This is a genomic window from Geobacillus sp. 47C-IIb (assembly GCF_014679705.1).
GTDB classification, from domain to species: domain Bacteria; phylum Bacillota; class Bacilli; order Bacillales; family Anoxybacillaceae; genus Geobacillus; species Geobacillus thermodenitrificans.
Genome location: NZ_CP061473.1, coordinates 2,698,926 through 2,723,775, shown reverse-complemented (window position 1 = coordinate 2,723,775; position 24,850 = coordinate 2,698,926). Strand labels below are relative to the sequence as shown.

At 48.6% G+C, this 24,850-nt stretch carries 28 protein-coding genes; 15 read left to right on the top strand and 13 right to left on the bottom strand.

Annotation, left to right across the window (positions count from 1 at the left end):
• The first annotated feature begins 175 nt into the window (after window positions 1-175).
• A complete protein-coding gene (gene ilvB / locus IC804_RS13740) occupies window positions 176-1,849 on the top strand; it encodes a biosynthetic-type acetolactate synthase large subunit (RefSeq protein WP_008879018.1) in 1,674 nt (557 codons plus the stop codon).
• 152 nt (window positions 1,850-2,001) lie between these two features.
• Here ilvB and IC804_RS13735 read toward each other — a convergent pair whose 3' ends face one another.
• The 6 genes from IC804_RS13735 to IC804_RS13710 form a co-directional block, all read right to left on the bottom strand.
• Window positions 2,002-3,060, bottom strand: coding sequence for a multicopper oxidase domain-containing protein (locus IC804_RS13735; RefSeq protein WP_008879019.1), 1,059 nt, complete (start codon window positions 3,058-3,060; stop codon window positions 2,002-2,004).
• 299 nt (window positions 3,061-3,359) lie between these two features.
• The gene (locus IC804_RS13730) at window positions 3,360-4,535 is read right to left on the bottom strand and encodes an MFS transporter (protein WP_081157021.1); all 1,176 of its coding nucleotides are present in this window, start codon (window positions 4,533-4,535) and stop codon (window positions 3,360-3,362) included.
• An 892-nt stretch (window positions 4,536-5,427) separates the two neighbouring features.
• Window positions 5,428-5,730, bottom strand: coding sequence for a contact-dependent growth inhibition system immunity protein (locus tag IC804_RS13725; protein ID WP_008879021.1), 303 nt, complete (start codon window positions 5,728-5,730; stop codon window positions 5,428-5,430).
• A gap of 20 nt (window positions 5,731-5,750) precedes the next feature.
• Window positions 5,751-6,920, bottom strand: a complete 1,170-nt coding sequence (locus tag IC804_RS13720) for an RNase A-like domain-containing protein (protein WP_081157019.1) — start codon at window positions 6,918-6,920, stop codon at window positions 5,751-5,753.
• Window positions 6,921-7,274: 354 nt separating this feature from the next.
• Window positions 7,275-8,393, bottom strand: coding sequence for a TIGR04053 family radical SAM/SPASM domain-containing protein (locus IC804_RS13715; protein ID WP_011886914.1), 1,119 nt, complete (start codon window positions 8,391-8,393; stop codon window positions 7,275-7,277).
• Window positions 8,394-8,482: 89 nt separating this feature from the next.
• A complete protein-coding gene (locus IC804_RS13710) occupies window positions 8,483-8,683 on the bottom strand; it encodes a hypothetical protein (protein ID WP_081157017.1) in 201 nt (66 codons plus the stop codon).
• Window positions 8,684-8,825: 142 nt separating this feature from the next.
• Between IC804_RS13710 and IC804_RS13705 the strand changes: the two genes are divergently transcribed.
• A complete protein-coding gene (locus IC804_RS13705; protein WP_155121005.1) occupies window positions 8,826-8,969 on the top strand; it encodes a hypothetical protein in 144 nt (47 codons plus the stop codon).
• 284 nt (window positions 8,970-9,253) lie between these two features.
• On the opposite strand, the gene IC804_RS13700 is transcribed toward IC804_RS13705, so the two are convergent.
• Window positions 9,254-9,835 (bottom strand): molybdenum cofactor guanylyltransferase, encoded by a 582-nt coding sequence (locus IC804_RS13700; protein WP_171355370.1) that lies wholly within the window; start codon window positions 9,833-9,835, stop codon window positions 9,254-9,256.
• A gap of 104 nt (window positions 9,836-9,939) precedes the next feature.
• On the bottom strand, window positions 9,940-10,173 hold the full coding sequence (locus IC804_RS13695) for a DUF2249 domain-containing protein (RefSeq protein WP_008879025.1): 234 nt from the start codon (window positions 10,171-10,173) through the stop codon (window positions 9,940-9,942).
• A 128-nt stretch (window positions 10,174-10,301) separates the two neighbouring features.
• On the opposite strand from IC804_RS13695, the gene IC804_RS13690 reads away from it, so the two are divergent.
• Complete coding sequence (locus IC804_RS13690; protein ID WP_008879026.1) at window positions 10,302-10,469, top strand: hypothetical protein; 168 nt, start codon at window positions 10,302-10,304, stop codon at window positions 10,467-10,469.
• Window positions 10,470-10,536: 67 nt separating this feature from the next.
• On the opposite strand, the gene IC804_RS13685 is transcribed toward IC804_RS13690, so the two are convergent.
• Window positions 10,537-12,900 carry a nitric-oxide reductase large subunit gene (locus IC804_RS13685; RefSeq protein ID WP_041264255.1) on the bottom strand — a complete coding sequence of 788 codons (2,364 nt, stop codon included), beginning with the start codon at window positions 12,898-12,900 and terminating at the stop codon, window positions 10,537-10,539.
• A 229-nt stretch (window positions 12,901-13,129) separates the two neighbouring features.
• Here IC804_RS13685 and IC804_RS13680 point away from each other — a divergent pair, with 229 nt between their 5' ends.
• The 5 genes from IC804_RS13680 (at window position 13,130) to IC804_RS13660 (ending at window position 16,363) form a co-directional block, all read left to right on the top strand.
• The gene (locus IC804_RS13680) at window positions 13,130-13,822 is read left to right on the top strand and encodes a Crp/Fnr family transcriptional regulator (RefSeq protein WP_008879028.1); all 693 of its coding nucleotides are present in this window, start codon (window positions 13,130-13,132) and stop codon (window positions 13,820-13,822) included.
• Window positions 13,823-14,197: 375 nt separating this feature from the next.
• Window positions 14,198-14,437 carry a DUF2249 domain-containing protein gene (locus tag IC804_RS13675; RefSeq protein ID WP_008879029.1) on the top strand — a complete coding sequence of 80 codons (240 nt, stop codon included), beginning with the start codon at window positions 14,198-14,200 and terminating at the stop codon, window positions 14,435-14,437.
• Window positions 14,434-14,643 (top strand): DUF2249 domain-containing protein, encoded by a 210-nt coding sequence (locus tag IC804_RS13670; RefSeq protein ID WP_008879030.1) that lies wholly within the window; start codon window positions 14,434-14,436, stop codon window positions 14,641-14,643. Before IC804_RS13675 ends, IC804_RS13670 begins: the two co-directional genes overlap by 4 nt.
• On the top strand, window positions 14,640-15,890 hold the full coding sequence (locus IC804_RS13665) for a hypothetical protein (protein ID WP_081157013.1): 1,251 nt from the start codon (window positions 14,640-14,642) through the stop codon (window positions 15,888-15,890). Before IC804_RS13670 ends, IC804_RS13665 begins: the two co-directional genes overlap by 4 nt.
• Before the next feature lie 170 nt (window positions 15,891-16,060).
• A complete protein-coding gene (locus IC804_RS13660; protein WP_008879032.1) occupies window positions 16,061-16,363 on the top strand; it encodes a metal-sulfur cluster assembly factor in 303 nt (100 codons plus the stop codon).
• Window positions 16,364-16,829: 466 nt separating this feature from the next.
• Here the strand turns inward: IC804_RS13660 and IC804_RS13655 are convergent, their stop codons facing one another.
• The 3 genes from IC804_RS13655 to IC804_RS13645 all read right to left on the bottom strand — a co-directional run bounded on the left by IC804_RS13655 (window position 16,830) and on the right by IC804_RS13645 (window position 20,282).
• Window positions 16,830-18,956 (bottom strand): heavy metal translocating P-type ATPase, encoded by a 2,127-nt coding sequence (locus tag IC804_RS13655; RefSeq protein ID WP_029761838.1) that lies wholly within the window; start codon window positions 18,954-18,956, stop codon window positions 16,830-16,832.
• The gene (locus IC804_RS13650) at window positions 18,946-19,317 is read right to left on the bottom strand and encodes an ArsR/SmtB family transcription factor (RefSeq protein WP_008879034.1); all 372 of its coding nucleotides are present in this window, start codon (window positions 19,315-19,317) and stop codon (window positions 18,946-18,948) included. The genes IC804_RS13655 and IC804_RS13650 overlap by 11 nt, the downstream gene beginning before the upstream one ends.
• 197 nt (window positions 19,318-19,514) lie before the next feature.
• Window positions 19,515-20,282 carry an alpha/beta fold hydrolase gene (locus IC804_RS13645; protein ID WP_008879035.1) on the bottom strand — a complete coding sequence of 256 codons (768 nt, stop codon included), beginning with the start codon at window positions 20,280-20,282 and terminating at the stop codon, window positions 19,515-19,517.
• A 118-nt stretch (window positions 20,283-20,400) separates the two neighbouring features.
• On the opposite strand from IC804_RS13645, the gene IC804_RS13640 reads away from it, so the two are divergent.
• The 6 genes from IC804_RS13640 (at window position 20,401) to IC804_RS13615 (ending at window position 23,994) form a co-directional block, all read left to right on the top strand.
• Window positions 20,401-21,207 carry a Cof-type HAD-IIB family hydrolase gene (locus IC804_RS13640; RefSeq protein ID WP_008879036.1) on the top strand — a complete coding sequence of 269 codons (807 nt, stop codon included), beginning with the start codon at window positions 20,401-20,403 and terminating at the stop codon, window positions 21,205-21,207.
• 211 nt (window positions 21,208-21,418) lie between these two features.
• Window positions 21,419-21,571 carry a hypothetical protein gene (locus IC804_RS13635; RefSeq protein ID WP_008879037.1) on the top strand — a complete coding sequence of 51 codons (153 nt, stop codon included), beginning with the start codon at window positions 21,419-21,421 and terminating at the stop codon, window positions 21,569-21,571.
• Between the two features lie 2 nt (window positions 21,572-21,573).
• Window positions 21,574-21,774: a DUF3813 domain-containing protein gene (locus IC804_RS13630; RefSeq protein WP_008879038.1), complete on the top strand. Its 201-nt coding sequence runs from the start codon at window positions 21,574-21,576 to the stop codon at window positions 21,772-21,774.
• 174 nt (window positions 21,775-21,948) lie between these two features.
• A complete protein-coding gene (locus tag IC804_RS13625) occupies window positions 21,949-22,812 on the top strand; it encodes a DegV family protein (protein WP_081157011.1) in 864 nt (287 codons plus the stop codon).
• A gap of 365 nt (window positions 22,813-23,177) precedes the next feature.
• Window positions 23,178-23,309, top strand: coding sequence for a DUF3941 domain-containing protein (locus tag IC804_RS13620; protein WP_008879040.1), 132 nt, complete (start codon window positions 23,178-23,180; stop codon window positions 23,307-23,309).
• 193 nt (window positions 23,310-23,502) lie between these two features.
• Complete coding sequence (locus IC804_RS13615) at window positions 23,503-23,994, top strand: YajQ family cyclic di-GMP-binding protein (protein ID WP_008879048.1); 492 nt, start codon at window positions 23,503-23,505, stop codon at window positions 23,992-23,994.
• 186 nt (window positions 23,995-24,180) lie between these two features.
• Here the strand turns inward: IC804_RS13615 and IC804_RS13610 are convergent, their stop codons facing one another.
• Window positions 24,181-24,336 (bottom strand): hypothetical protein, encoded by a 156-nt coding sequence (locus IC804_RS13610; RefSeq protein ID WP_172825300.1) that lies wholly within the window; start codon window positions 24,334-24,336, stop codon window positions 24,181-24,183.
• A 176-nt stretch (window positions 24,337-24,512) separates the two neighbouring features.
• Here IC804_RS13610 and IC804_RS13605 point away from each other — a divergent pair, with 176 nt between their 5' ends.
• A complete protein-coding gene (locus tag IC804_RS13605; protein ID WP_081157009.1) occupies window positions 24,513-24,719 on the top strand; it encodes a hypothetical protein in 207 nt (68 codons plus the stop codon).
• Window positions 24,720-24,850 lie beyond the last annotated feature (131 nt).

Below are 24,850 nucleotides of genomic sequence, written 5' to 3'. Positions count from 1 at the left end.
CATCTCACTTCCTTATTTGCACCGATTTTCTCTTCTCACCTATATTTTCCAAACGCCTAATCACTTATGCAAAAACAGAAAAAGATATCCCTTATACCCTAATGTGATGATATTCACATACAGTGCTCACATCCGTTGTTTAAAATGTAAGAAAATTAAAAAAGGAAGTGGAAACATGGTTCATCTTCCCACACGTCTCGGGGCTGATGTACTTGTTGAATCGTTAGCCGTTCAAGGAATCGCCCATATGTTTGGCTGCTGCCATGAAAGCATGCTGCCTGTACGCCATGTGCTAAACCACCATCCAGGCCTGTCATATATCGAAATGAAACACGAACAGGCGGCTGTTCATGCCGCTGATGGCTATGCCCGCGCTTCAGGGAAGCTCGGCGTGGCAATCATCGGGGCAGGAGTCACAAACGGCATTACCGGAATCACCACCGCATTAAGCGATTCTATACCGCTGCTTGCCATTATTGGACGGCCTTCACCGGAAGAGCATTTATACGCTCCCGATCTCGACATGTTGAGTCTTTGTACGCCAGTGACGAAATACCATTTGCAAGTAAGCAAGATCAATGATATTCCATCCACTATTCAGCGCGCTTACGAAATCGCGCTCGATGGCAGGCCGGGACCGGTGACGGTGGAAATTCCCACCCATCTCCTCCACCAGGAAACGGCGGAGGCGTACCCGATGCAAAAAGCCGTACTTCCGAAGCCGAAAAACATTCGGAGAAAATCGCTCGAAGCGGCCATCACCGCCATTGAAAACGCCAAAAAGCCAGTCTTGTTTATCGGCGGTGGGGTCATTCATTCCGGCGCTTCGGAGTGGGTGCGCGAGGTGGCCACGCAAAGCCAAATCCCTGTCGTCAGTTCCCTGATGGGAATCGGTGCCTTCGATAAAACGAACCCGCTCTACTTAGGAATGGTGGGGATGCACGGAACATACGCGGCCAACAAGGCGGTTCATCAATGTGATGTATTGATTTGTGTCGGCGTGCGCTTCAGCGATCGGGTAACGGGGAAAATTAGCGGGTTTTCACCGAAGTCGAAAAAAATTCACGTCGATATTGACGCTGCGGAAATCAATAAAAATATCCATGTTGATGTTCCGATTGTCGGGGATGCAACACAATTTTTCCGCTCTTTAGCCGGTCGGCTTCGTTACCCGCTCGTTCGGGAACATACGAAAGACTGGGTGGCAGAGGTAACAAAATGGCAGCGGACAGTGCCCCGTTTCGATACATCGACGAGCCGCTTAAAGCCTCAAAACGTAATTCGCCTGCTCTCAGCTTTGACGGAAGAAGACGCCATTGTCGTTACCGATGTCGGGCAACACCAAATATGGACGGCCCACCACTATACATTTACAAAACCACGGACATTTTTAACGTCAGGTGGGCTCGGAACGATGGGGTATGGACTTCCGGCAGCCATTGGCGCCGCTGTCGCCTCTCCGGGCAAGAAGGTGATTTGTATCAGCGGGGATGGCAGCTTTCAAATGAATGTACAAGAGATGATGACCGCCGTCGCCTACAAACTTCCAATTAAAATCGCCGTTTTGAATAATGGCTACTTAGGAATGGTGCGTCAATGGCAGGAACTGTTTTACCAAAAGCGTTATTCAGCAGTGAAGATTACATCCCCCCATTTTGCTAAGCTTGCCGAAGCATACGGAGCCATAGGATATGCGGTCGATTCAGAAGAGGAAGCGGAAGATATCATAAAAAAAGCGTTAAAACATGATGGGCCAGTCTTGCTTGATTTCAATATTGCCGAGGAAGAAAACGTCTATCCGATCGTCCCTCCAGGGCAAAGCAACGAGCAAGCCATTTTGTCCCATTGACTTATCTGCATTGAAAAAGCGTCCGACAACTAGCTTGCGGACGCTTTTTTGACTGAAAGTGACGCATGTCACTTCATTTTCTCTTAACCATTTTATAATATAGGAAATATAAGGCTTTGGGCGGCATCCATCCTGTTTGGGAACGGGATCAATTAATGTCCGCTCGTTTCTGTGCCGTCGTCTTCGCCGGTTTCGGTTACCTTCAGCATGGCGACGGCTCCTTTTTGTGCATGATTAAACTGATGAGTAACGATCGGATACGTTCCCGGTCGAGTGACAGTAAATTCGACAACGGCACCGCCGCTCGCCGGAAGCATCACCGTCTGCATCCCTTGCAAATGATTGTTCGGGTTGCCATCAAGGTACACATCATCGAATACTGTACCAACAACATGGAATGAGCTTACTTCGTTCGGACCGACATTGTTGATATACAAGCGGATTTTCTCGCCGACTTTCGCCAATAATGGCTTTTCTTTAAGGGTAAATGTATCCCCGTTCGTATTTGGATCACCAGGTTTGAGCGCTTTGGACGAGAAGACGACATAGCTTGGCACACCGTTTTGGAAATCGTTCATATCGTTGTATTTATACCATTCATTTTGGATGAGCACATATTCACGATCTACTTCCTTGTCGGTCGGATAACCGTTTTTTGGCTTGACAATGATCACGCCGTGCATGCCGTTGGCGATATGCTGCAAGACTGGCTTCGTACCGCAATGGTACATAAACACACCTGGTTTATTTGCCGGATAGGTGAACGTTCCCGATTTGTTCGGCATCACATCAATAAAATCTTTTGACGGTGAAGCGTGAACGGCGTGAAAATCCATGCTGTGCGGGACGACCGGGTCCATATTTTTCAACGTAAAATGGATCGTATCCCCTTCATTGACAACGACGAGCGGTCCGGGAGCTTGACCGTTAAATGTCCATGCTTTGTAAATTTTCCCTTTGTCAATTTCAATGTCGGTGATTTGCGCTGTCATTTCGATGTGGACATCATGAGGGCCGACCCGCTCCATTTTTAACGGCACCGGCGCTTGATTCACCCCTTTGTGCGCCGCTATAACATTCGGCTCCGACTGTTGCGTGGCTGCCGTTTTGTTCTTGCTTTCTGCCTTCACCTGTTCCCCCCCGCTGTTGCACGCCGCTAAAAGTGAGGCGGCTAACACGGTCGACAACACTGCATATACATTTCGGTTCATCGTTCTTCCCCCCTCTAGCGAAATTCGTTTACACCTTGAGCGTACGCCATTTTCGCTTTCCCCCTAGTGATTTTTATCACCAATGAACACGCATATTTGAAGGGTTTGTGAAACAGTGAGCAATATGTTTTATCACTACTGTGAAAACGATAATGGGCGTTCTCACGTTGGCTAACGGAAAACCCTCCTTCGCCTCTTGATCATCTCCGCCTCCGTCACTTGTCTTTCTTTCGTTAAATCCGTCGTCTTCCCAAATGAAAAAGAGGCCAAAAGCACATGCTTTTGACCTCTTTAAGGTGTTACGATGCGTACCGATTTGCCGGTTCGCCTGCTTTTTTGCCAAAGACGATTCGATTCAATAAGAAGCAGATCAACGTAAATAAGCTAAGAAGCATAAACCCGAGCACGTAAGAACCAGTGACGTCTTTGATGATCCCCATTAAAATCGGCGGGAAAAAGCCGCCCAGTCCGCCCCAAGCGCCGACAAGACCAGTAACAGCCCCCGTTTCTGCCGGAAACAACTGTGGCACGAGTTTGAAGACCGCACCGTTTCCTAAGCCAGACATCACCGCTAACAACAGGCAGGCTGCCGTCATCACCCAAATGTTTTCCATCCAAAACGCGATCACTAACGCGCCGATTGTCATTCCAGCGTAGACGAACGTCAACACCCGCTCGGCGCCAATTTTATCGCCGAGGTTGCCGCCAACTGGTCGCGCAAGCGTAGCGAGTACGGTAAATCCAGCGGCACGCATCCCTGCATCGACCGGTGTCAACCCATACAAGTCAACGAGGAGCGACGGCAAGTAAATACCAAAAGCGACAAATGCTCCGAATGTGACAAAGTAAAACAGCGACAACGTCCACGTATGTTTATATTTCAGCACGGACAGCGATTCGCGCATCGTTTTTTGTTGCTTTGGTTTCGGCATATCCGGTGTGAAAAACCAAACGAGAATAAGCATGATGACGATCGGGATGATCATTCCCCAAAACGCCCACGAAACACCGAAAGTAGCAGCAATTGACGGAATGGAAAAGCTGGCCACTGCTGTGCCGAAGTTGCCCATCGCGTTAATCCCTAGCGCCGTCCCTTGCTTTTCCGGTGGAGTCAAGCGCGACACGAACGTTACCGAGATCGCGAACGATGTCCCGGCCATGCCGATGAAAAACGCCCAAAACATTAACATCGCATATGAATCCGCAAACCCCGCGCCAATGAGTGGCACGATTAAAAACAACAACAACAGCGAAAACAGCCTACGCCCGCCAATCCGGTCCGTCCAAATGCCAAGCGGCAGACGCATGATTGAACCAAGCAGCACCGGAATGGCGACTAAAATACTTTTTTGTGTCGATGTCAACCCGTACATTTCTTGGAACGTGCTCGCCAGCGGGGAAAAGACGGCCCAAACAGCGAACGAAAACGTCATGGCTAATGTCGTAATCGGCAACAATGCTTTTTGTTTATTCATGAAAAGCCCTCCTTTTTCCTCCTGGACTCTACTTCCAAACGCTAGGCATCGTTTGTAGTTTCATCATACGTGACCGAGGGCGGAAAGTTTGTGATGTTTATCACATTTTTTATTGATGTCATGGTTTTGTCAAAATTGGCTTCCTAACTTTATTTTTGTGCTACACATACACTGTATGTATGAGAAAAACTAACAAATGGAATGTCCTAAAAGGCCATCTATCCTTAAGATCAACAAAAATATACATATTTTTATCCTAGTATAGAGGAAAAAAGTGCCCCATCCTTCGAGGGCATCCGACTAGTGAAAGGCTTTTTTGAACTGCTTCAAGGACATTCCATTTTACTGTAAATATCACGTTGGCTATGGAATCGCCATCACCTCTGCTCGCTCATTTGTGCGTCTTTCTTGCCTCATAAACAGCAGATAGGCGCTGCAAAGCAAATAAAGGTAACAGCCCAATAAGGGGACGGTTGCCTGCGGCCAAATGATCAAGTAAAACAAGGGGAAAAACAGTTATTATCCGTTCATCGCATCATCTTGGCGTTGGATAACGCATGCATTTATTATGCAAACATGGTCAAAGCGTTTTGGGGAGAGGAAGAATAATTTTTTCATCTTATTTATCTTCCACGTATTCGACGCAATTCACCCCGATTGAATGTTTGTGGAAATGACTAAAGAATGCGGTTAGGGCGAATGTATTTCATCAGGCTCAACATGATATACAACATTTGATCACTCGATTTGGAGATTACATCTCTGAACATCTCAAGAGATTCTACAACGCTTTGGGCATAGCGTGAGGAAAATGTTACCTTTCAAAGTCTGATATAAAAAAGAAACCTTGAAAGAGTTTTGACTCATTCAAGGCCCTTAATCATTTACTATTCTATTTTGTTTTTACAGCTTCCCTTAATTGTTCTACTACACTTTTTAGCCATTGGATTGGAGTCACTCCAAGGGCAGGAAAATATACCCCGTCTGCACAGTGTTGTATGTATTCATTCTTTTCATCATCTGAATACTCGCTATTAATGAATTCCGTTAAAAATGCAATCGCAGACTCAAGATATTCCTTACTTTCTTCTGTTAACAATTCTTGTAATGCTTCCTCAGGCGAATCAATGTCTTGATGAAACGTTCCAGCTAGAAACTGAAAAACTGGATCTCCCGGATTATTTTTGATCAGCAAGCATCTTACCCTCCATTCCGTTATTTAGTTGGATAACCAGTTAAAATAAAATTCCCTGCCCCATCTTTCTTTAATACTATCTTAGCATTTGTCATATTTTCAACTGTCGTCGAACCTCTTTGTACCCCGCGGCCAATAATTTCTGTACCTTGATAAGACAGAACCAAAGTCGATTTCGCTTTTGGATTGCTTAACCATTCTTGGATCATTTTCTGGTTATTTGGATCGTTTAAAACTTCGCTGGCTACTCTTTCAGCCGTAGCTCGATCTTTGAAAGTCGATGCCCCTTTTATTTTAGGATTATCTTTTAAGCGTTGTAATAACTCTTCATCTGTCTTCCCAACATGTCTGGCAATTAGATGCCCGCCCCGAGCCTCATGTGCAGCTAATCCTCCTCCAGGAGCTAGAGGACTAAAATCTTTAGGTTTAACATTAGTCGTCCCCTTCTCAATCACATTATCGACTTTCTGAATCATATGGCGAGATACATCTTTCGCCTCATTCATCAACATCCGAGGCGCTGAACCCACTCCCGCATATACCGGCTGCATTGAAATGGAAGCGATGCTCTGCACTAATTGGTCCCATTGCGTCTTGAACAGGCGAGCGGTTTCCACCAATGGCGCTTTGATGACTTGATGGTAGATCCTTTGGAAGAACACTTTCACTTTATCATAACGCACGACATGCTTCACTTTCGACAGGGTAGAGGCGGTGTCGATCGCTTTCGCTCCCTTGGTCGCCGCTTTTCCTGCCATGCCGACTCCTTTTGCGGGAGGAGCAATCGACGCAATCAACATTCCTCCTGCCAACAGCCGATCACCAAACGATAGTCGCTCTCCAGTGACTGGGTCGTACTCCCCGAACACGCGTTGCAAGTCGTACCAACCAATCAGTTCTAATCCGAATTCCTTCATGTTGTCGGCCAGCGTTTGGTCGGCTTGACGCATCGCTGCGGCGGTGCGATACAACAGCTCTTCGGCTTCATTAAGCTTTTCTTCATAACGCCGCAGCCAATGAACGAGTTCATCCCTCAGCTCTTCGATTGCGGGCGTGCTGACGCCGGGGAGATTCATCGCAAGGGAAGAGAGCTCCCACGATAACGTCATCCGCGCCCGCTGACACGCATCTTCCGCATCGGGAATATGTCCAGCGACTGTTTCTAGCTCATCTGGCTTTACATGAATCATTGCCCGCACTGCACCCTTTCATAATCATGATCCAACACGCTTGACATGTAAGACATTCTTTCTTCACTCTCCGCTTATGCTTTGTATAAATGGTAACATAAGCTAATATAGTGTAAATTATGATTTTATTACCATTTTTTACAACGTGTCTAGTGATTATTTATACCTAACCTGTAGTGCTAATCGAGTGTCAGCGCTCAACCAGCCCAAGTGTGACCATGACAATTCGTTCATTCTTGGATAATGAATGTCTTTCTTTGTCAAGCGCAAAATCAAACATAAACAAAGCGGGTGCTCCCTTCGAAAAGAGAAAGACAACCTAACATCCAAATGTGATGTTGATCAATCGTTGGCCTAGCAACAATTTGTTCCTTTGTTTCGCAGCGCCTTCGGAATATAGATGCAGTACGGTTCGCTTTCCAAATAATCGCCTGTTACAGCATAAGCACGCGAACGTGAGCCGCCGCACACATGGCGGAATTCGCAGACACCGCATTTTCCTTTGTATTTATCTGGGTTTCGCAAGTCTTGGAAAATCGGCGAATTTCGGTAAATGTCAGCGAGCGGCGTTTCCCGGACGTTCCCGGCTTTGACCGGCAACAGCCCGCTCGGATAAACGTCGCCAATATGGGAAATAAAGACGAAGCCGTTGCCATCATTCACCCCTCTTGGCGCCCGGCCGAGCCCATCGACTTGCCCGGTTAATCCTTTATTCAAGACATCTTCGTAGTGAATGCCATCTTTCGCCGTTTTCCCTTCGCGCATTTTCGACTGCAACACAACGCGACGGTAATGTTGGCCGGCCGTCGTTTTTATGTCAAACGGAACGCGTTTGCTCGTTTCATACAGCCAGCGGAACACCTGTTCATGCTCGACGGGGGAAATCATATCCGACTCTTTCCCTCTCCCTGTCGGGACGAGGAAAAAGACACTCCAAAGAACACATTTCAACTTCTCAACCAATTCCACCATCTCATCAAGCACATGAACGTTGTACCGTGAAATGACGGTGTTGATTTGCACAGGAATGTCAAGCTCATGCAAGTATTGAATCGCGCGAATCGTCAAATCAAACGAGCCGCTCGTACCGCGGAAATGGTCGTGAATCTCGGCGTTCGGTCCGTCAAGGCTGAACGCCCAACGCGCCAAGCCAACTTCTTTCGCTTTGCGGATCGCCTCCTTCGTCACGTTAGGCGTCGCGCTTGGCGTCATCGACACGCGCAATCCTTTATCAATCGCATATTTTGCCAAATCGTACACATCCGGCCGCATGAGCGGGTCGCCGCCGGTAAAAACAAGCATCGGCTCATCCATATCATAAATCTCGTCAATGAGCTTTTTGCCTTCTTCAAACGTCAACTCGCGCGGGTCGCGGTGGTATTGCGCCTCAGCGCGGCAATGAAGGCATTTCAATTGGCACGCTCGCGTCAATTCCCAAATCACGATAAACGGATTTTCATTGAAGTCGCGCATACAGTTCCCTCCTTGGCCTCCATTGTAACGCAATGACTGGGCGCATTATGTGATTTTCATCACATAATGAATGAGACGAATAAACTTGTTCAACCGACGGGATAGATGCCATCGAGGAAACCATGTAAAAGGGCAAACGGCTCATTCCAAAAAAGACGATAAAACGGCTCCTCATTCCGCTCATTCGCCCCCGCTTTGACCGGTAAACGATCAGCGAAAAAACGGATCGATGACGAACGGGAACAGCTGTACACCATCACCAACGTTCTGGCGGCCACCGACATGTTCATCCATCAACAACTGCCGAAAAGGGAAAGAAGTGGAGCAAAACGAACAAAGAGTTCTGCCTGTTCGTCGAAGAGCTCGAGCAACAACGAGAAGACATGTTGAAAAAGGAGATGAAAAAAGAGGAAGCAGACCACAAGATCATACATGAAAAAAGCAAGCAACCAAACAAGCCGAAAAACAAAAGCAATGGAAATCGCCGAAAACTTGCTCGATGCGCCGTCCATCCATGAAGTGGCAAAACGAACGAAGCTGATCATTGCGAAAGTGCTGAGTGGGCGAAGGAAATGAACAAAAACGACTCATCCTCAATAAATTAAACAATAAATTCTTTTTTGTCGATTTAAGTCTCAGCTTCCCCTCTTTCTTGCCGATTTGATGTAGTAGAAAGTTTTTCTTCGTCAATCGTTAGGTTGTATATCTACACAAAAGGCGCATCCATTCAATCGTGAGACACGAAAATTCATTCGCTCATTCATCCATTCCCCTCGGAAGCTGGTGACTTAGCAGACCATGAAGCGCAATGACAACACCTACCTAGGCGACGTTCCTTTCCGCTAATGCGGCAGCTCCGATCAGCTTTCGTATTCTTGTTGTGTATTCACATTGCGCCACACTTTTTGTTCTTGGGCAAGGTCATTCGTATCGACATAACGGACACGAACACGGTCAAGAAGCGCCGTCATCCGCCGTTCACCGGCATCAAGCAGTTCGGCGATCACCGAACCAAGCCGCTGGTGGTATAAGGCAACGAGGGGCTCCGTGCGGTCGCCATGAAGCGGAACGATGGCGTCAAACGCCGAGTCGGCGTACGCAGCGAGCCGCTCCGTCACTTCTTTCCGCATATACGGCATGTCACACGGCAGGACGAACACCCAGTCGGATTGACTCCATTCCATAGCCGTATAAATCCCGGCAAGAGGCCCACAGCCACGGTATCGCTCCATATCCAACAACACCGGGATGTCCGTTTGCCGGCGAAACTCATCAACAAGCGACGGATGGCTGATGATATACAATTCATCAACGATCGGAGCGAGCGCTGCAACGGACAAGGTGAAAAACGGAGCGCCTTGATGCAATGCAAACGCCTTCGGCCGCCCAAAGCGGCGCGACTGGCCACCGGCGAGCACCGCTCCAGCAATGGTTCGTTTCATCGCGATTCCCCTTCCGAACATCGTCTACTCCTACCGTACCATAACGAACGGATGAAAAAAAGATTTCCGCCTGCAGACGGAAATCCTAACGGGGGGGGGTTGATTTATTTTTTGCCGATGGCCACACGCCAGACATCTGGCCCTTCTTCTAAATACTCCCACGTAAACTGATCTGGACGCTCCATCATAAATTGATATTGCAACGGACGCGGGTCATGGTCATTGGTGAGCTCCATCACTTCTCCTGGTTTCAAGCTATCAAACAATCGAAAAATCGCCGGATGGCGGTCGCGCGGCGGATAATCCGGTGCATGGATTTTTGCAGCAAATTGGCTCATAACGTTGGCCTCCTTTGTAGTATAATGAATTATATACTTATCATAGTTGCTTTCGCCTAAGACAGTAGTGACGAACATCACAGTCGGCTGGTGAACATTTTCAATCCCCGTGAAAGGAGAAATGGCGATTGGGAGAGCTTGTTGGCTTTTGCGCGCAATGCGGCAAGCCGATCCATTGCTTGCATGGGTTTTTAAACGGCGTCATCAGCGAAGGAAAAGAAACGTTGTACTGTTTTCCTTGCCATGAAAAGCAAAAGGAAAAAGAAGGCGTACAGCCAGACAAATGCCACAGATAAATGAAAACGCTCACAAACAAAAATCATCGCAATAAAAAGCACAGCGGAATTCCGCTGTGCCCTTTTGTTATTCTTCCTCTGCCAAGTTCGCCACCGGCAACTCTTCCCCTTCACCGTGCGTCGGCTTGCGCAAATGGAACAACGCTTTGATGGCAAAGACAAGCAAAGCGACGACACCGATCAAAAAGATCGTATCCGGAACGGCGCGAACAAGGAGTAAGTTTTGTACGACGTCTTGTTGCAGGAACGAAGGCGAACGCGACGCCCAGTAACCGTGGATGAACGCCTCTTTCATTTGCAAAATCCCAACCGGAAGGAGTGTGATGACAACCATGCCGGCGAGGCCGATGTTTAACATCCAGCAAGAGAATTTCAGCCATTTGTCGTTCCACGCTTCTGGTTTGACGATGTTGCGCAGCGAGTAAAGAAGCACGGCGATCGCAAACATGCCGTATACGCCCATCATCGCCGCATGACCGTGAGCCGGTGTTAAGAATTGACCGTGCTCAAAGTAGCTGACCGCCGGCAAGTTGATCAAGAAACCAAACACACCCGCGCCGACTAGGTTCCAGATCGCTGTGGAAATCAAGAACCAGAATGTCGCTTTATACGGGAAGTTGGCTCCACCGTCGCGCATCATTTTGTACTGCTCATACGCTTCTAAAATAAGGAGCGTGAGCGGAATAACTTCGAGCGCCGAGAACACCGCGCCAAGGGCGATCCATACTTCCGGCGACCCGTTGTAATAATAGTGGTGACCGATGCCGATGACCCCGCTGCCTAATAAAATCGTAAATTGGAAGTAAAGCGCCCGAACCGTCGATTTTTTCGTTACGAGTCGCAATTGAACGAGCAAGAACCCGATGACAACAACGGCGAACACTTCGAAAATCCCTTCCACCCATAAGTGGATGATCCACCAGCGCCAAAAGTCAGCCATCGTAAAGTTCGTATCCGGCTGAATAAAGAACGCAAAGATATAAAAGAACGGAACGGCAATGGCTGAATAAAACAGCAAGTGAATGAGCCCGCCTTTGTCGCTTTCCCGCTTCAGCCCGCGTTTGACGCCACGGAAGACGATGAACAGCCAAAGGAGCATGCCGACGACTAAAATAATTTGCCAAATGCGGCCCAACTCAATGTATTCCCAACCTTGATGGCCCAAGAGGAACCATTCGTTTCCTAAATAGCCGTTGACGCCAAGCCATTGACCGATCATGCTGCCGCCGACAAGGACAACAAGCGCCCAGAAGAGCAGATCGACAAGCAATCCTTGCTTTTTCGGTTCTTGTCCGCCGACAAGCGGGGCAATGAAAATCCCCATGCCAAGCCATGCGGTCGCAATCCAGAAAATCGCCAGCTGCAAGTGATACCCTTTGGCAATGTTAAACGGCAATATGTCGTAGATCCAGTTGATGCCAAAGAAACTGTCCGGTTCCGTATAGTAGTGAGCAAGCAATGCCCCGAACATTGTTTGGACGAAAAAGAGCGCCGATACGACGACGAAGTATTTGCCCGCTTTCACTTGTGACGGAGTCAGCGGCTGCCGCCGTAAATCGATGACCGGAAACTTCCCTTCCGCATACGCCTCTTGCATGCTTAATTGGTAGCGATAGAACACGTACAAAATAATCCCGATAAACAAAATCAAAATCGTAACACTAGCACCGCTCCACCATACCGCGGAAAACGACATCGTATTGCCAGCATCCTCATAGTACGGCCAGTTGTTTGTATACGTAATCTCGTCGCCAATTCTTAGCGTGCTCGACAGCCAAGCCGTCCAGAAGAAAAAGTCGGCAATTTGTTGGATTTGATCGCTATCGGCAACCCAAGCACGATTCGCTTTTGGCATGTCGCTTTCTTTAATCAATCCTTTTTTCAATCCCCAGCCGTCGCCATTGGTGAAGACATCGCGGTAATAATCCCGCACTTTTTCCAACCCGTATACTTGCGCATCTGTCAAGACGAGAACATCAGTAACCGGATTGTAGCGGTTTTTCCGCATTTCTTTAATGACTTGTTCACGGATGATCGACTTCTCATCATCCGTTAAATCAGCAAACGGTTTGTTATACCGTTCTTTCGCTTTGTAATCTTGCATGCCTTCCGTATACACTTTTAGCGCTTCCGCTGTATAGTCCGGCCCCATATACGACCCATGGCCAAGCACTGTGCCATAATCCATCAATCCGTATTTTTGGAAGACGGCTTGCCCACCGATGATCGTTTCTTTTGTCATCAACACTTCGCCGCTTTCACTGCGCACCTCCTTCGGCCTTGGCGCCATTTCTTTAAAAATCCAATACCCGCCGACAAGCAGGACAGTAAAACTAATTAAAATGGTAAAAATGAGAATGGATTTAAGAAAACTGTTAGTCGTTTTCCGCCCCGTTTGGATATTGGGGCGGACCGTTCGATTCACTTCCATATGAAGCAACCTCCTTCTCTTGACTTCGCCCTCATTGTAGCGTTCTAGAGCTCAGCGGTTTGTGAGCCGAGACAAATGTCAACTATGATTTATATCACATCGTTAAAGTGTGAGAGTTTATACAATGAAGACAGAAAAGGTGAAACGGCGCGGATTTCCAAAAGCCGCTGCCACCTGTTCCAACTAACAGCTGTCACATTTTTTTCATATTTTTAAAGGAGAGAACGCCATGGCGAACCATTGGATGAAAGATCGTTTAAAAACGGTTCCGTTGTTTCGCGAACTGTCCGATTACGAACTCGAATCGCTTGTCTCCATTTCCCATGTGCGCGTCTACAAGCCGCGGACATTTGTCTTTATGCAGGGCGATCCGTTAGAACGTGTCTATTTCATTCATTCTGGAACTGTAAAAATTTACAAAACTGATTTAAGCGGAAAAGAACAAATCGTCTCGATTTTGCAGACAGGGGAAATGTTTCCGCACGCCGGCTTCTTCTTAAAAGGCACGTACCCAGCCCATGCTGAAGTGGTGGAAGAAGCGACATTGATCGCCATTCCGATCCATGATTTTGAACAAGTGCTGATGGCCAGTCCTGAGTTATGCATGAAACTGTTTCGCGTTATGGGCGAGAAAATCGTTGACTTGCAAAACCGGCTCGAAGCACAAGTGCTTCATAATACGTACGAACAAATCGTGCTGCTTTTGTTGCGATTGACGCGGACAAATGCTGTCAAACAAGGGAAATGGTATCGCCTCACTACCCATGTGACGAACCGTGAACTGGCCAACATGATCGGTACCGCCCGCGAAACAGTCAGCCGAACGTTGAGCCAACTGAAGCGGAAAGGGTTGATCAATGTCGATGAACACGGCTTTTATTTGATCGACCAGGAAGCGCTTGAAAAAGAAATCTTTTTCTAATTCCCCGTATGTCTAAAAGAGTGGCGATTTCATCAAAACCGCTGCACAAAAAGGCGCTTCTCTAATAGATACACCTTGATGTTTAGCGCTCTCCAAAACCATTGATGTCAAGCACTGATCTTCTGAGAGACTTTGGATTTCACAACAAATGCGGCTCAGCAGGAAACTTGGATAAATGTGGCTTTTCCTTTCACTTGAGAGCCATCGAGAGAGAAAATGATTGTTCGTTTAGAAACATCACTCATTCAGAGGAAAACATCACTCTTTTTCAAACTAGCGGCAAAAACAACGTTTTCTGACCGCATGGTTGTGAGCTATATCACAACATCCAGCAATGAAAATGATTATCATAATAGCAAAAAGGGGAGAATATGCATGGGTGTAACGATTGAACTCGATGTACGCGAAGATTTGCGGCAAAAACGAGAACCGTTTGAAAAAATTATGAACGCCATTAAACCGCTGCAGCCGGGCGATACGTTCATTTTGCATGCTCCGTTCAAGCCACTGCCGTTGTTTCCAATTATGAAAGCGAAAGGATTTACGTACGAAGCGGAACAAATCGAAAAAAAGCATTGGAAAGTGACGTTCATCAAGCAGGGGGGAGACCAATGATCCTCGATAACCGCGGGCTCGAGCCGCCGCAGCCGATGATGCGGACGCTCGCTGCCCTTGCTAAGATGAATCCTGGTGAGACATTGACGATCATTAACGACCGCCGACCGATGTTTTTGTACGAGCAGCTTGATGAGCTCGGCTACCGGCACGAGACAATTGCACGTGAAGACGGCAGCTTTGAAATTCGGATTACGAAAGGATGAGCACTATGTTTCCGACCCGCACCGGAACGGAAACGGACATTCGCCTTCCGTTTTCCTTTATCATTTTTGCCGTGTTGGCGCTTGCCGTATCGCAGCTTGTGCTGCTAGCGGCTGTTCCTGCACTGAGCGGCGGTACGTTTCGGCTGCCGCTCGTATGGTCGGCGGCCCATTTGGCCTTGCTCGGCTTCGCCCTAATGGCGGCGATGGGGGCGATGTACCAGCTCGTTCCGGTTGCCTTTTTGACACCGATTTGGAGCGAGCGGCTCGGTTTCTGGCAGTTTGCCGTCACCGCTGTCGGCATCGTCACGCTTACCGCTAACTTAGCGTTTATGCCAAACCAAGCGTTTTTCCCTGGGTTACTTCTATTTTTTGGCATTGTGCTGTTTGTTTGGCAAATGGCAATGACATTGAAACAACAAGGAAACAAAACCGTCATGACGCTGTTTGTCGCGACTTCCTTGCTGTTTTTGTTGCTGACGGCCGCCGCCGGAGCATTGCTTACGTTTCACTTTTTCGCCGCCACTGGCGCCAACAGCCATGAAATGGTGTTCGGCCTGCACGTGCTGTTCGGGCTGTGCGGCTGGTTTACGCTGCTCATTATGGGCTTTTCGTATAAAATGGCGCCGATGTTTTCGCTCGCTCACGGTTTTTCGATGCAGCCGGCACGCTATGTGTACGCGTTATACACGAGCGGAATCGCAGTGGCGCTAATAGGGCTCTTCTTGCCGGGCCGAGCATTGTTGACCATCGGTGCCGCTTTGCTAACAGCCGGATTCGCTCTTTTCGCTTGGCATGTGTACACCATTTTGCAAAAGCGGATGAAAAAAGCGCTCGACCGTCCATTTCAGTTTTCGTTATTCGCCATCGCCATCGGCCTTGGATTGCACGTTGCGGCCTTGGTCGCCGTCGTTGTCGGCAGTGGACGGCTGCTTGGCATCATCGTCTATCTATTCATTTTTGGCTGGATCATCTTTAGCATTGTCGGCTATTTGTTCAAAATCGTGCCGTTTTTATGGTGGACGCACCGCTACAGTGAAAAAGTCGGCCAAGAAAACGTGCCGACGTTAAAACAAATGATGAATGAACGGTCGATTACCATCCAGTGTCTTCTATTCACTGTCGCTTTGGTGTTGGCTGCGGTGGCGCTTTTGTTCGCCAACGTTCCGCTATTTGCCGTTGCCCAGGCGCTATTCGCCGGATTAAGCGTCTTGTTTGCCGGAACAATTTTAGCCGTCTTCCGGAAATAACGAAATCCGTTGGTGGCTCGTTGGCGACGTCGAGGATGGTGACGCTCGGCCATGCCATTTTTCCATTTGAGAAACCATACGATAGCATTTCTTTTTCATCAAGCATAAGAGATGAACCCCCCCTGGCCTTCTTGGCCTTTCGGGAATCACGATCAAGGAGGAAATGAACGATGGATGTTCGTGAACTTGCCGTTCAACAGCTGAAAACCGTCATTGATCCGGAGCTTGGCATTAACGTAGTCGACTTAGGGTTGATTTACGATTTGCAAATTCAAGATGGCCATATCGATGTGCTCATGACGCTCACGACCCCCGGCTGCCCGCTTCATGATTCGATTGCCGGCGGCGTCAAACGGGCGCTTGAACAAATCGACGGCATCCGCGACGTGCGCGTCCAAGTGACGTGGAACCCGCCGTGGACGCCGGATCGAATGAGCGAAGAAGCGTTGCGGCAGCTTGGCTACTTTGCCTAAACGACCTCACCGTTCTTTGGCTGTCCCTCCATATTAGGTGGGCAGCCTTTTTCATCTCTCCTTTGGTCACTCACCGCTTTCCAGACATTTCTCTTCATCCGATTCAACTGGACGCTCGTTTCTATTTTTAGTTCGTATATACTCATCCTCATCGATGCCAATGGAAACGGACGGACCGCTCGCCTGATGATGAACTTCAGTTTGATGCAGCCACAGCTACCCGCTCCCCCTTGTCAAAATGAATCTTGCATAGGAGCCATCTCCCCTTTTCTTTCGATTGATCAGCCGAATGTCGAAGAGAGCTTCCACCATGGTGTTAGGCGTAAAACCCTAACTAACGACAGACAAAAAGACACGGGATGCAATTTCACCCCGTGTCTTTTTCTTGCTTCACTCCATCAAGTCGACCGCTTCTGCTACTCAAGCAAAACATGTAACCTGAAACTGTGTGCTGACAGCCCCCTTCTTACTCCTTCACCCGCAGCAGGCGCATGCTGTTTAATGTCACCAACAGCGTTGCCCCCATATCTGCGAACACCGCAAGCCAAAGGGTGAGCCAGCCCGGCACAGCAGCAATGAGCGCCAACACTTTTAACCCTAATGCAAAGGCAATGTTTTGCTTGATGATCGCAAGCGTCCGGCTGCCGAGACGGATGGTGTATGGAAGCTGACGCAAATCGTCAGCCATCAGCACAACATCAGCCGTTTCCAAAGCGGTGTCCGTTCCCGCTCCGCCCATCGCCACACCGACATCGGCTGCGGCCAAGGCAGGGGCATCATTCACCCCGTCGCCGACCATGGCCGTCATGCCATAACGTTGTTTCAGCTCACGGATCGCTGCTAACTTCTGTTCAGGAAGCAGTCCAGCACGAATGTCCGATACGCCCGCTTGACGGCCGATGGCTTGAGCGGTTTGCTCGTGGTCGCCTGTGACCATAGCCACTTCCTTAACCCCGAGGCGCCGCATCGCTTTGATCGTATCTGGCGCAGATGACCGCAGTTGATCAGCCGCAGCGATCAGCCCCAAAAGCCGACTGGCAGTGCCTATTGCCATCACGGTTTTTCCTTCTTGACGGAAGGCGGCGATTCGTTGTTCCACTTCATCCGGCAAACGGCCGAGCATGTCGACAAACAAGGACGGACTGCCAATGTAGTACGTTTCGTTTCCAACGACAGCCTTCACCCCTTGACCTGTTAACGACTGAAATTCATCAACCGGCACGTCAAGAAACGAAACACCCTCCTCTTTCGCCTGACGAACGACAGCGGAAGCAAGCGGGTGCTGTGACCGTTTTTCGATGGCAGCAGCCACTGCCAGCAGTCGTTCACGCTTCCCTTCATACACGATGATATCGGTTACGGCCGGTTTCCCTTTCGTTAACGTCCCGGTTTTATCAAAGGCAACCGCTCGCAGCCGGCCGATTTGTTCAAGATACACGCCTCCTTTGATGAGCACGCCGCGCCGGGCTGCATTTCCGATAGCGGTGACAATCGCCACCGGTGTCGAGATGACGAGCGCGCACGGGCAGCCGATGACTAGAACAGCAAGACCGCGGTACACCCAATCAAGCCAAGCGCCCCCCATCCAAAGCGGGGGCACGATGGCAATAAATAGCGCAAAGATAATAATAAACGGGGTATAGTAACGGGCAAACCGATCGATGAACGCTTGTGACGGAGCTCGTTCTGCTTGCGCTTCTTCGATGAGATCGATCATTTTCGCCAACGTCGTTTCATCCGTCCGCTTCGTCACTTTCACTTCGAGAAACCCTTCTCCGTTCAACGTCCCGGCGAACACCGAATCACCCACTGTTTTTTCCGACGGCATGCTTTCACCGGTAATCGCCGCCTCATTAACTGTGGATGCCCCGTTGACGACAACGCCGTCCAAGGCGATTTTCCCTCCCGGTCTAACGATCATCACATCCCCGACGCGAACGTCCTCGACCGGAACCGTCATTTCCTCTGCACCGCGCCGGATTATCGCTTCAGCGGGCGCCATTTCCATCAACGACGCGATCGACCGCCGCGCTTGATCCATCGAGTAGCGCTCGAGCGCTTCACTAATGGCGAACAAAATGACGACAACCGCTCCCTCCTGCCATTCGCCGATCGCCGCTGCGCCGAGAATGGCGATCGTCATTAACGTGTTCATGTCAAACTGCAAGCGGGCTAAATTCCGCAGCCCCGTCGAAAACAGGGAATAACCGCCGATCACAATCACCGCCAAATACATAGCGACCGCCAAAATACCACCGTCCGCCGCATCGGCCGCAATCCCAATCAGAAGCAATACGGCGGAGGCAAGGATGTTCCAGTTTTCTTTCTTCTTCCAAAACGGCTCCCGGCGGGTTATGCGCTCGCGTTCTTCACGAATTTTCAACCGCTCAAACGCCCCCGCTTGCTCGAGCTCCTCGATGGTCGCCTCCCCCCATACGGTCAGCTTGGCGGCGCCGAAATTCACTTTCGCTTCTTTGACGCCGGGCAAAGCTTTGACATTTTGCTCAAACTTGGCGGCACAGTTTGTACACGTTAACCCTTGCACTCGATACGTTTTTGTTTCGAGTTGCTCCAACGCCTGTTCATTCGCCACGGCCATCCCCCTCTTTCCGATGAGCAAGCGCCACAAGTAACAACTCGCGAATATGTTCGTCATCAAGCGAGTAAAAGGCGAGTTTTCCCTCTTTTCGATACTTCACGATTCCTTGTTTGTACAAAATGCGCAAATGATGCGATGTCGTCGCCACCGTCGCCCCGATCACATTCGCTAAATCACAGACGCACAGTTCTTCCTCTCCGCAAAGCGCATATACAATTTTCGCTCGGTTTTCATCAGCCAGCGCCTTGAAAAACGGCACAATGGCGGCAATGTTTTCATCATGCAGCCGGCGCTGAACACGGTCGACCTTTTCTTCATCATAACAGTAGACGTCGCACACATCCGGGCGATGCATGTCTTTTCTCCTCCCGCCGATATTCAAACATCCATTTGAATATAGCGTATCATATCTCTTTTTTATATTCAAATATTCATTTGAATGAAAAAAGGTGCCTAAACGAAAAAATCCGCCTTTCTTTGCATTGAAAGGCGGATTTCGTTCATAAAATCCTTCTTCATTTTCCACGGCGACGGGCTCACTGCCGACTTTGCTTACACATACTCGCAAAACCAACGCACCGTCTCTAAAAACGCTTCTCGTGTCACTTTATGACCCGCGTGCGGATCGGTAATAAATTTCAGCCGATCTTCGTTTCCTTCATAAAGTGGTTTAATTTGTTCGTAAAACTCATATGTATAAGCATACGGGACAACTCCATCACATTTCCCGTGCCAAATGAACAGTGGCCGTCCGGCGAGTTTTTCCGGTTGTTTCGATAAATCATAGCGGGCAAGCTTTTCTTTTTCGAGCGCAAGCAACGCCGGCGGCATCGGAATGTCAATTTGGCGCCGTTTCCCTTCTTCAATCATCGCATCAAAAAAGGCGCTATAGTTCGGACAACCCATCAACGCCACTGCCGCCTTCACCCATGGATACACAGCGAGCGCTCCAAACGTGACGATCCCACCCATCGATGTTCCGGCGACTCCGATCCGTTCCGGATCAGCAAGGCCGCGCTGGACAAGATCATTCTTAATCTCATTTATTTCCGTGATCGTCCGTACGACAATGTCCCAAAACGACAGCTGTAACCTCCGTTCGCTTAACCCTTCATCCCGCTCGCCATGGAATAACGCGTCCGGCAGCACGACACGATAGCCCGCCTCCGCGAGCAAGTAGCCGAAATGCAAATTATGTTCCTTGGCGCTCGTAAAACCATGAATAAAGAAAATAAGAGGCAGCTGTTCCAGCTTCTTTTCCGGCTTAACGACATGAAGAACCGGCACCTCGGCCAACTGTTCATTTTCGATCATGACCATTGTTATACAAACCCCTTTTCCTTTTCATCATGGTATATTGTACCATGTAGACAATTATTTCGAAAAAGAGTTACACTATGTACTAGGAAAAAAATGGCCAAAAGCAAAGGAGAGCGTAATGAAACAATATTTAATCGCCTTAGATCTTGATGGGACGTTGTTGAAAGAAGATAAGACGATTTCCCCATTTACAAAGGATGTGATTCGCCGCGCGATCGACGCTGGCCATTTGGTCGTTATCGCCACCGGCCGGCCGTATCGGGCGAGCCGCATGTATTACGAGGAACTGAACCTCACCACACCGATTGTCAATTTCAACGGTGCGTTTGTTCACCACCCGCGCCAACCGTCATGGGGAATGCGCCATTTTCCGTTGCCATTGCCTGTCGTTAAAGACATTGTCGAACTCGGGGAAACGTATCGAATCAAAAACATTTTGGCAGAAGTGATGGACGACGTCTATTCTCACGAACATGACGACGTCTTGCTCGACATCATCCGTCTCGGTAACCCAACCGTGGAAATCGGCGATTTGCGCCGCTCGCTCGGCAAAGACCCGACGAGCGTGCTCGTTTATACAGACCGTGAGCATATCGAACAAATCCGATCTCATTTATCCAATGTATATGCCAATGTGTTACACCATCGGCGTTGGAATGAACCTTGGCACGTCATTGAAATCATCCGCCACGGCGTCCATAAAGCCGCTGGCTTAAAACAAGTCGCCGATTACTTCGGCATCCCGAGGGAACGCGTCATTGCTTTTGGTGATGAAGACAATGATTTAGAAATGATTGACTGGGCTGGGCTTGGCGTCGCCATGGGCAACGCCATCGAACCATTGAAAACAGTGGCTGACGATGTGACAACAACGAATGAAGAAGATGGCATCGGTGTATATTTGCAAAACGTTCTAGGCCTATAGCTATTCCATCCATCTCACCACGGGAGGTTTCACAAGCCTCCCTACTGCTTTCTTTCTGCTTCTCACCGACTGTGGACCTTCCTGACGCACAAAGCCGTTTGACAGTGACCAACGGCTGTTTGTAATGAATTTCCTTACTACTGTTCCCTGTCCGCGGTTACACTATACGTGACGCAACGTGCGTCTTCATTTTTTAAAGGGGGAATCCGTCATGGGCAAACGGAACAAATCAAAGCGTTTTATCCAGCAAAGTGTCGACGCAGTCGAACGACATGACAAACGAATCCCTTACCATTTGACGTACGCCGAAGCGGAAGCGCGGAAAGCGGAACAAGCGGTAGAAACGTCGCTTGGGGGCGCATAGCGATGGGTAACCGTTTATTTCAAGAGGCGCGTAAAGCCGTTGCGCAAGCGAAACAAGCAGCCAACGGCGAGATCGATATGAGCGTCGACCGCGCCATCGCCATCGCCAAAAACGCCTTGTCTTCAGCTTACGCGCATTCCAATACGGCCGAAAAAGCGCAGTTGCGTCAATTTCAAGCTGAGCTTGACGAGCTCACTCAATAACGGCTGCGGGATTCCCGCAGCTCTTTTTTGTTCGTGGCCGATTTTCCATTGTATTCCGGGCTCAAAACCGCTACACTGAACATAGAGACATCAATCGTTGTTCCCCTGCGAAAACCGCTCGTTCATCCGATGCGGACGCACGGAACACGGAAGGAGAAAAGAGGAGGACAAACAATGTCCATTCAAATCATTACCGACAGCGGTGCAGATTTGCCGCAATCTTATCTTCACGAGCATCAAATCGCCTTTTTGCCGCTTGTCGTCCATTGGGACGGCCAAGACTACGAAGACGGTGTGACGATCGAACCGAAACAAGTGTACGACGCCATGCGCCAAGGCCATGCAATGAAAACGTCACAGCCGAGTCCACTGGCAATGAAGGAGCTGTTTTTGCCATGCGCCAAAGAAAACCGGCCATGCCTGTACATCGCCTTTTCATCGAGATTATCCGGTACATACCAGACTGCCATGGCCGTCCGCAGCGAACTCCTTGAGGAATATCCTGAGTTTCGCCTGACGGTCATCGACTCAAAATGCGCTTCGCTTGGCCAAGGGCTGGCCGTCATAAAAGCAGTCGAGCTGGCTGAAAAAAACACCCCATACAACTTGCTTTGCGAAACAATTGAGGCGTACTGCCGCCATATGGAACACATTTTCACCGTCGACAATCTCGAATACTTGGCGCGCGGCGGCCGCATCAGCAAAACCGCCGCCGCCTTTGGAGGTTTACTCAATATTAAACCGCTCCTCCATGTTGAAGACGGAGCCCTCATCCCGCTCGAAAAGCTGCGTGGGCGAAAAAAAGTGTTGAAACGAATGGTCGAACTAATGGGCGAACGCGGCGATGATTTGCAAAAACAAATGATCGGCATCAGCCATGCTGATGACGAAGAAACGGCGCTTGAGCTGAAGCGAATGATCGAAGAAACGTACGGCTGTACACGCTTTTTCCTCTCCGACATCGGCAGCGCCATCGGCGCCCACGCCGGACCGGGGACGATCGCTTTGTTTTTTCTGAATAAATCCATTGAAATCTGACGACGTTCCCGTCGAACAACACACAGGCGCCTGCACAACATGGGCGCCTGTTCTTTTCACCGCAGTTAATCTCGAGAACCTTCTAAGCTTTCCGCCGTCTAAATGACATCCAAGACGCTCTTGTGCACGAGCTTTTCCTATTCCTTCGCGCGGATGCCGACTTGGATCTCCTAAGCCTTTATGGGCAAGCACCTTACTGGCGTTTATCGCCCCCAGTTCAAGAAGGTGTGACTATTCAAATCCCTATCCCTTCATGGAAATTCTCAAGGTGCTCTTCCATAAACTCCCTTCCCCCTTTCCGTGATATTTCATGTTGACTTGCTGCATACTAATGGCACATGATCGGAATTTAAGGAGGGCTGTCCATGCCAAACACAAGCGACAACGACAAAAAAGCACGCGACAACCAAGCGAAGCGCCATGAGAAAAACATGATGCGCGAAAAAAATCGCGAAGCCGGGAAATTCGCGTATTCGAAGAAGACGGATCATTTATAAGCAAAATGATAAAAGGCGGCCGAAACACCGCCTTTTTTCATATTTCTCCCCTCCCCCACTTTCCGCATGAAACTACATGCTGACCTCTTCCGGCTAAAAGATGCAACCTATCTTCTCCCTCCTTTGATTATGGTTGTCTTTCCTCCCACCTTTTTCTATAATGAAAGTACATCACACGCCCGGGAGGTTTATTATGGCGAAAGAAAGCTCATTTGATATCGTCTCGAAAGTTGATTTGGCCGAGGTGACCAACGCCATCAACATCGCCATGAAAGAAATTAAAACGCGCTATGATTTCAAAGGAAGCAAAAGCGACATTTCCCTAGAGAAAGATGAGCTCGTTCTCATCTCCGACGACGAGTTTAAGCTTGAACAGTTGAAGGACGTTCTGATTGGCAAGCTCATTAAGCGTGGGGTGGCGACGAAAAACATCCAATACGGCAAAATTGAGCCGGCCTCGGGTGGCACGGTGCGCCAGCGCGCCAAGCTTGTCCAAGGGATCGACAAAGATAATGCGAAGAAGATCAATACGATCATTAAAAGCACCGGCTTAAAGGTAAAAAGCCAAGTGCAAGACGATCAAATTCGCGTCAGCGGCAAAAGCAAAGATGACTTGCAAAAGGTGATCGCCGCCATTCGCGAAGCGGATTTGCCAATTGATGTGCAGTTTGTGAATTATCGATAAGCGGATGAGGCAAGCCTCCATCCGCTTTTTGTTTTACAAGCAGAACGATAGGAATTTTGAAAGAGAAGCTAGCCGGCAAGTTCGCTTATGATATGGATTCTTATAGCAAGGGAAAAGAGCAGCTTATCTTGGAATTAGAGCAAAACCGATCACATGATATCAGGGACTGAAGTAAGCAGGCGACCTCTACATTCCCGCCGCTGCTCTCTCGATAAGCACGCCAAGAACGATAATCACCAGCGCCACACCGACAATCGGCCCGACAAGGCGCATCGTTTCTCCTTCCGCGCTAGGGCGGCCGAGTGTTGAAGCGACGAGCGCGATTCGCGCTGGGGCGGCCATCGTCATATTCGAGGCAGCGACGTTTTGCGTCGTGGCGTACCAGATTTTCCAGTAGTGCGCAGACGTAGCAAAAAGGAGTTATTTTCTTTACTTGGATTATTATAGTGAATATGGTAAGGGAGAAATCATTAAATTAACTCTGATCAATTCTTCGGGTAGAAAAGAGAGTGGTATTCATGAGAAAAATTTACGAATATATATCTATCGACGAAAAAAAAGAAGTAGTTGAAAAATTAAAAGCGGATTTAAAAGAGTTAGAGCAAGAGATAAATCAAAATAAAGACTCCTTTTCAAAATTAGTATGCGAAATTTTGTATAGTACACGAGATAAATGGCATTTAGAAATTGAAGAGTTAGAAAATGAAATAAAAGCTAATAGTTAAACGGTTTAAAAAAGATCTTCAATGAATAAGGAACTTTTTCTTTTTTCGTTTTTCTCCCTTTTTCCCTGTTTTCTATTGTTTTTTCTGCTTGACAAAATAAAAAAAGCTATCCGAAACACATTATATAGTAT

Excerpts from the sequence above, each read along its gene's own strand:
- ilvB (WP_008879018.1), top strand. The coding sequence starts at position 176 with ATGGTTCATCTTCCCACACGTCTCGGGGCTGATGTACTTGTTGAATCG.
- IC804_RS13735 (WP_008879019.1), bottom strand. The coding sequence starts at position 3,060 with ATGAACCGAAATGTATATGCAGTGTTGTCGACCGTGTTAGCCGCCTCA.
- IC804_RS13730 (WP_081157021.1), bottom strand. The coding sequence starts at position 4,535 with ATGAATAAACAAAAAGCATTGTTGCCGATTACGACATTAGCCATGACG.
- IC804_RS13720 (WP_081157019.1), bottom strand. The coding sequence starts at position 6,920 with ATGATTCATGTAAAGCCAGATGAGCTAGAAACAGTCGCTGGACATATT.
- IC804_RS13715 (WP_011886914.1), bottom strand. The coding sequence starts at position 8,393 with ATGCGCGACTTCAATGAAAATCCGTTTATCGTGATTTGGGAATTGACG.
- IC804_RS13710 (WP_081157017.1), bottom strand. The coding sequence starts at position 8,683 with ATGAACATGTCGGTGGCCGCCAGAACGTTGGTGATGGTGTACAGCTGT.
- IC804_RS13705 (WP_155121005.1), top strand. The coding sequence starts at position 8,826 with ATGAAAAAAGCAAGCAACCAAACAAGCCGAAAAACAAAAGCAATGGAA.
- IC804_RS13700 (WP_171355370.1), bottom strand. The coding sequence starts at position 9,835 with ATGAAACGAACCATTGCTGGAGCGGTGCTCGCCGGTGGCCAGTCGCGC.
- IC804_RS13695 (WP_008879025.1), bottom strand. The coding sequence starts at position 10,173 with ATGAGCCAATTTGCTGCAAAAATCCATGCACCGGATTATCCGCCGCGC.
- IC804_RS13685 (WP_041264255.1), bottom strand. The coding sequence starts at position 12,900 with ATGGAAGTGAATCGAACGGTCCGCCCCAATATCCAAACGGGGCGGAAA.
- IC804_RS13680 (WP_008879028.1), top strand. The coding sequence starts at position 13,130 with ATGGCGAACCATTGGATGAAAGATCGTTTAAAAACGGTTCCGTTGTTT.
- IC804_RS13675 (WP_008879029.1), top strand. The coding sequence starts at position 14,198 with ATGGGTGTAACGATTGAACTCGATGTACGCGAAGATTTGCGGCAAAAA.
- IC804_RS13670 (WP_008879030.1), top strand. The coding sequence starts at position 14,434 with ATGATCCTCGATAACCGCGGGCTCGAGCCGCCGCAGCCGATGATGCGG.
- IC804_RS13665 (WP_081157013.1), top strand. The coding sequence starts at position 14,640 with ATGAGCACTATGTTTCCGACCCGCACCGGAACGGAAACGGACATTCGC.
- IC804_RS13660 (WP_008879032.1), top strand. The coding sequence starts at position 16,061 with ATGGATGTTCGTGAACTTGCCGTTCAACAGCTGAAAACCGTCATTGAT.
- IC804_RS13650 (WP_008879034.1), bottom strand. The coding sequence starts at position 19,317 with ATGCATCGCCCGGATGTGTGCGACGTCTACTGTTATGATGAAGAAAAG.
- IC804_RS13645 (WP_008879035.1), bottom strand. The coding sequence starts at position 20,282 with ATGGTCATGATCGAAAATGAACAGTTGGCCGAGGTGCCGGTTCTTCAT.
- IC804_RS13640 (WP_008879036.1), top strand. The coding sequence starts at position 20,401 with ATGAAACAATATTTAATCGCCTTAGATCTTGATGGGACGTTGTTGAAA.
- IC804_RS13635 (WP_008879037.1), top strand. The coding sequence starts at position 21,419 with ATGGGCAAACGGAACAAATCAAAGCGTTTTATCCAGCAAAGTGTCGAC.
- IC804_RS13630 (WP_008879038.1), top strand. The coding sequence starts at position 21,574 with ATGGGTAACCGTTTATTTCAAGAGGCGCGTAAAGCCGTTGCGCAAGCG.
- IC804_RS13625 (WP_081157011.1), top strand. The coding sequence starts at position 21,949 with ATGTCCATTCAAATCATTACCGACAGCGGTGCAGATTTGCCGCAATCT.
- IC804_RS13620 (WP_008879040.1), top strand. The coding sequence starts at position 23,178 with ATGCCAAACACAAGCGACAACGACAAAAAAGCACGCGACAACCAAGCG.
- IC804_RS13615 (WP_008879048.1), top strand. The coding sequence starts at position 23,503 with ATGGCGAAAGAAAGCTCATTTGATATCGTCTCGAAAGTTGATTTGGCC.
- IC804_RS13610 (WP_172825300.1), bottom strand. The coding sequence starts at position 24,336 with ATGGCCGCCCCAGCGCGAATCGCGCTCGTCGCTTCAACACTCGGCCGC.
- IC804_RS13605 (WP_081157009.1), top strand. The coding sequence starts at position 24,513 with ATGAGAAAAATTTACGAATATATATCTATCGACGAAAAAAAAGAAGTA.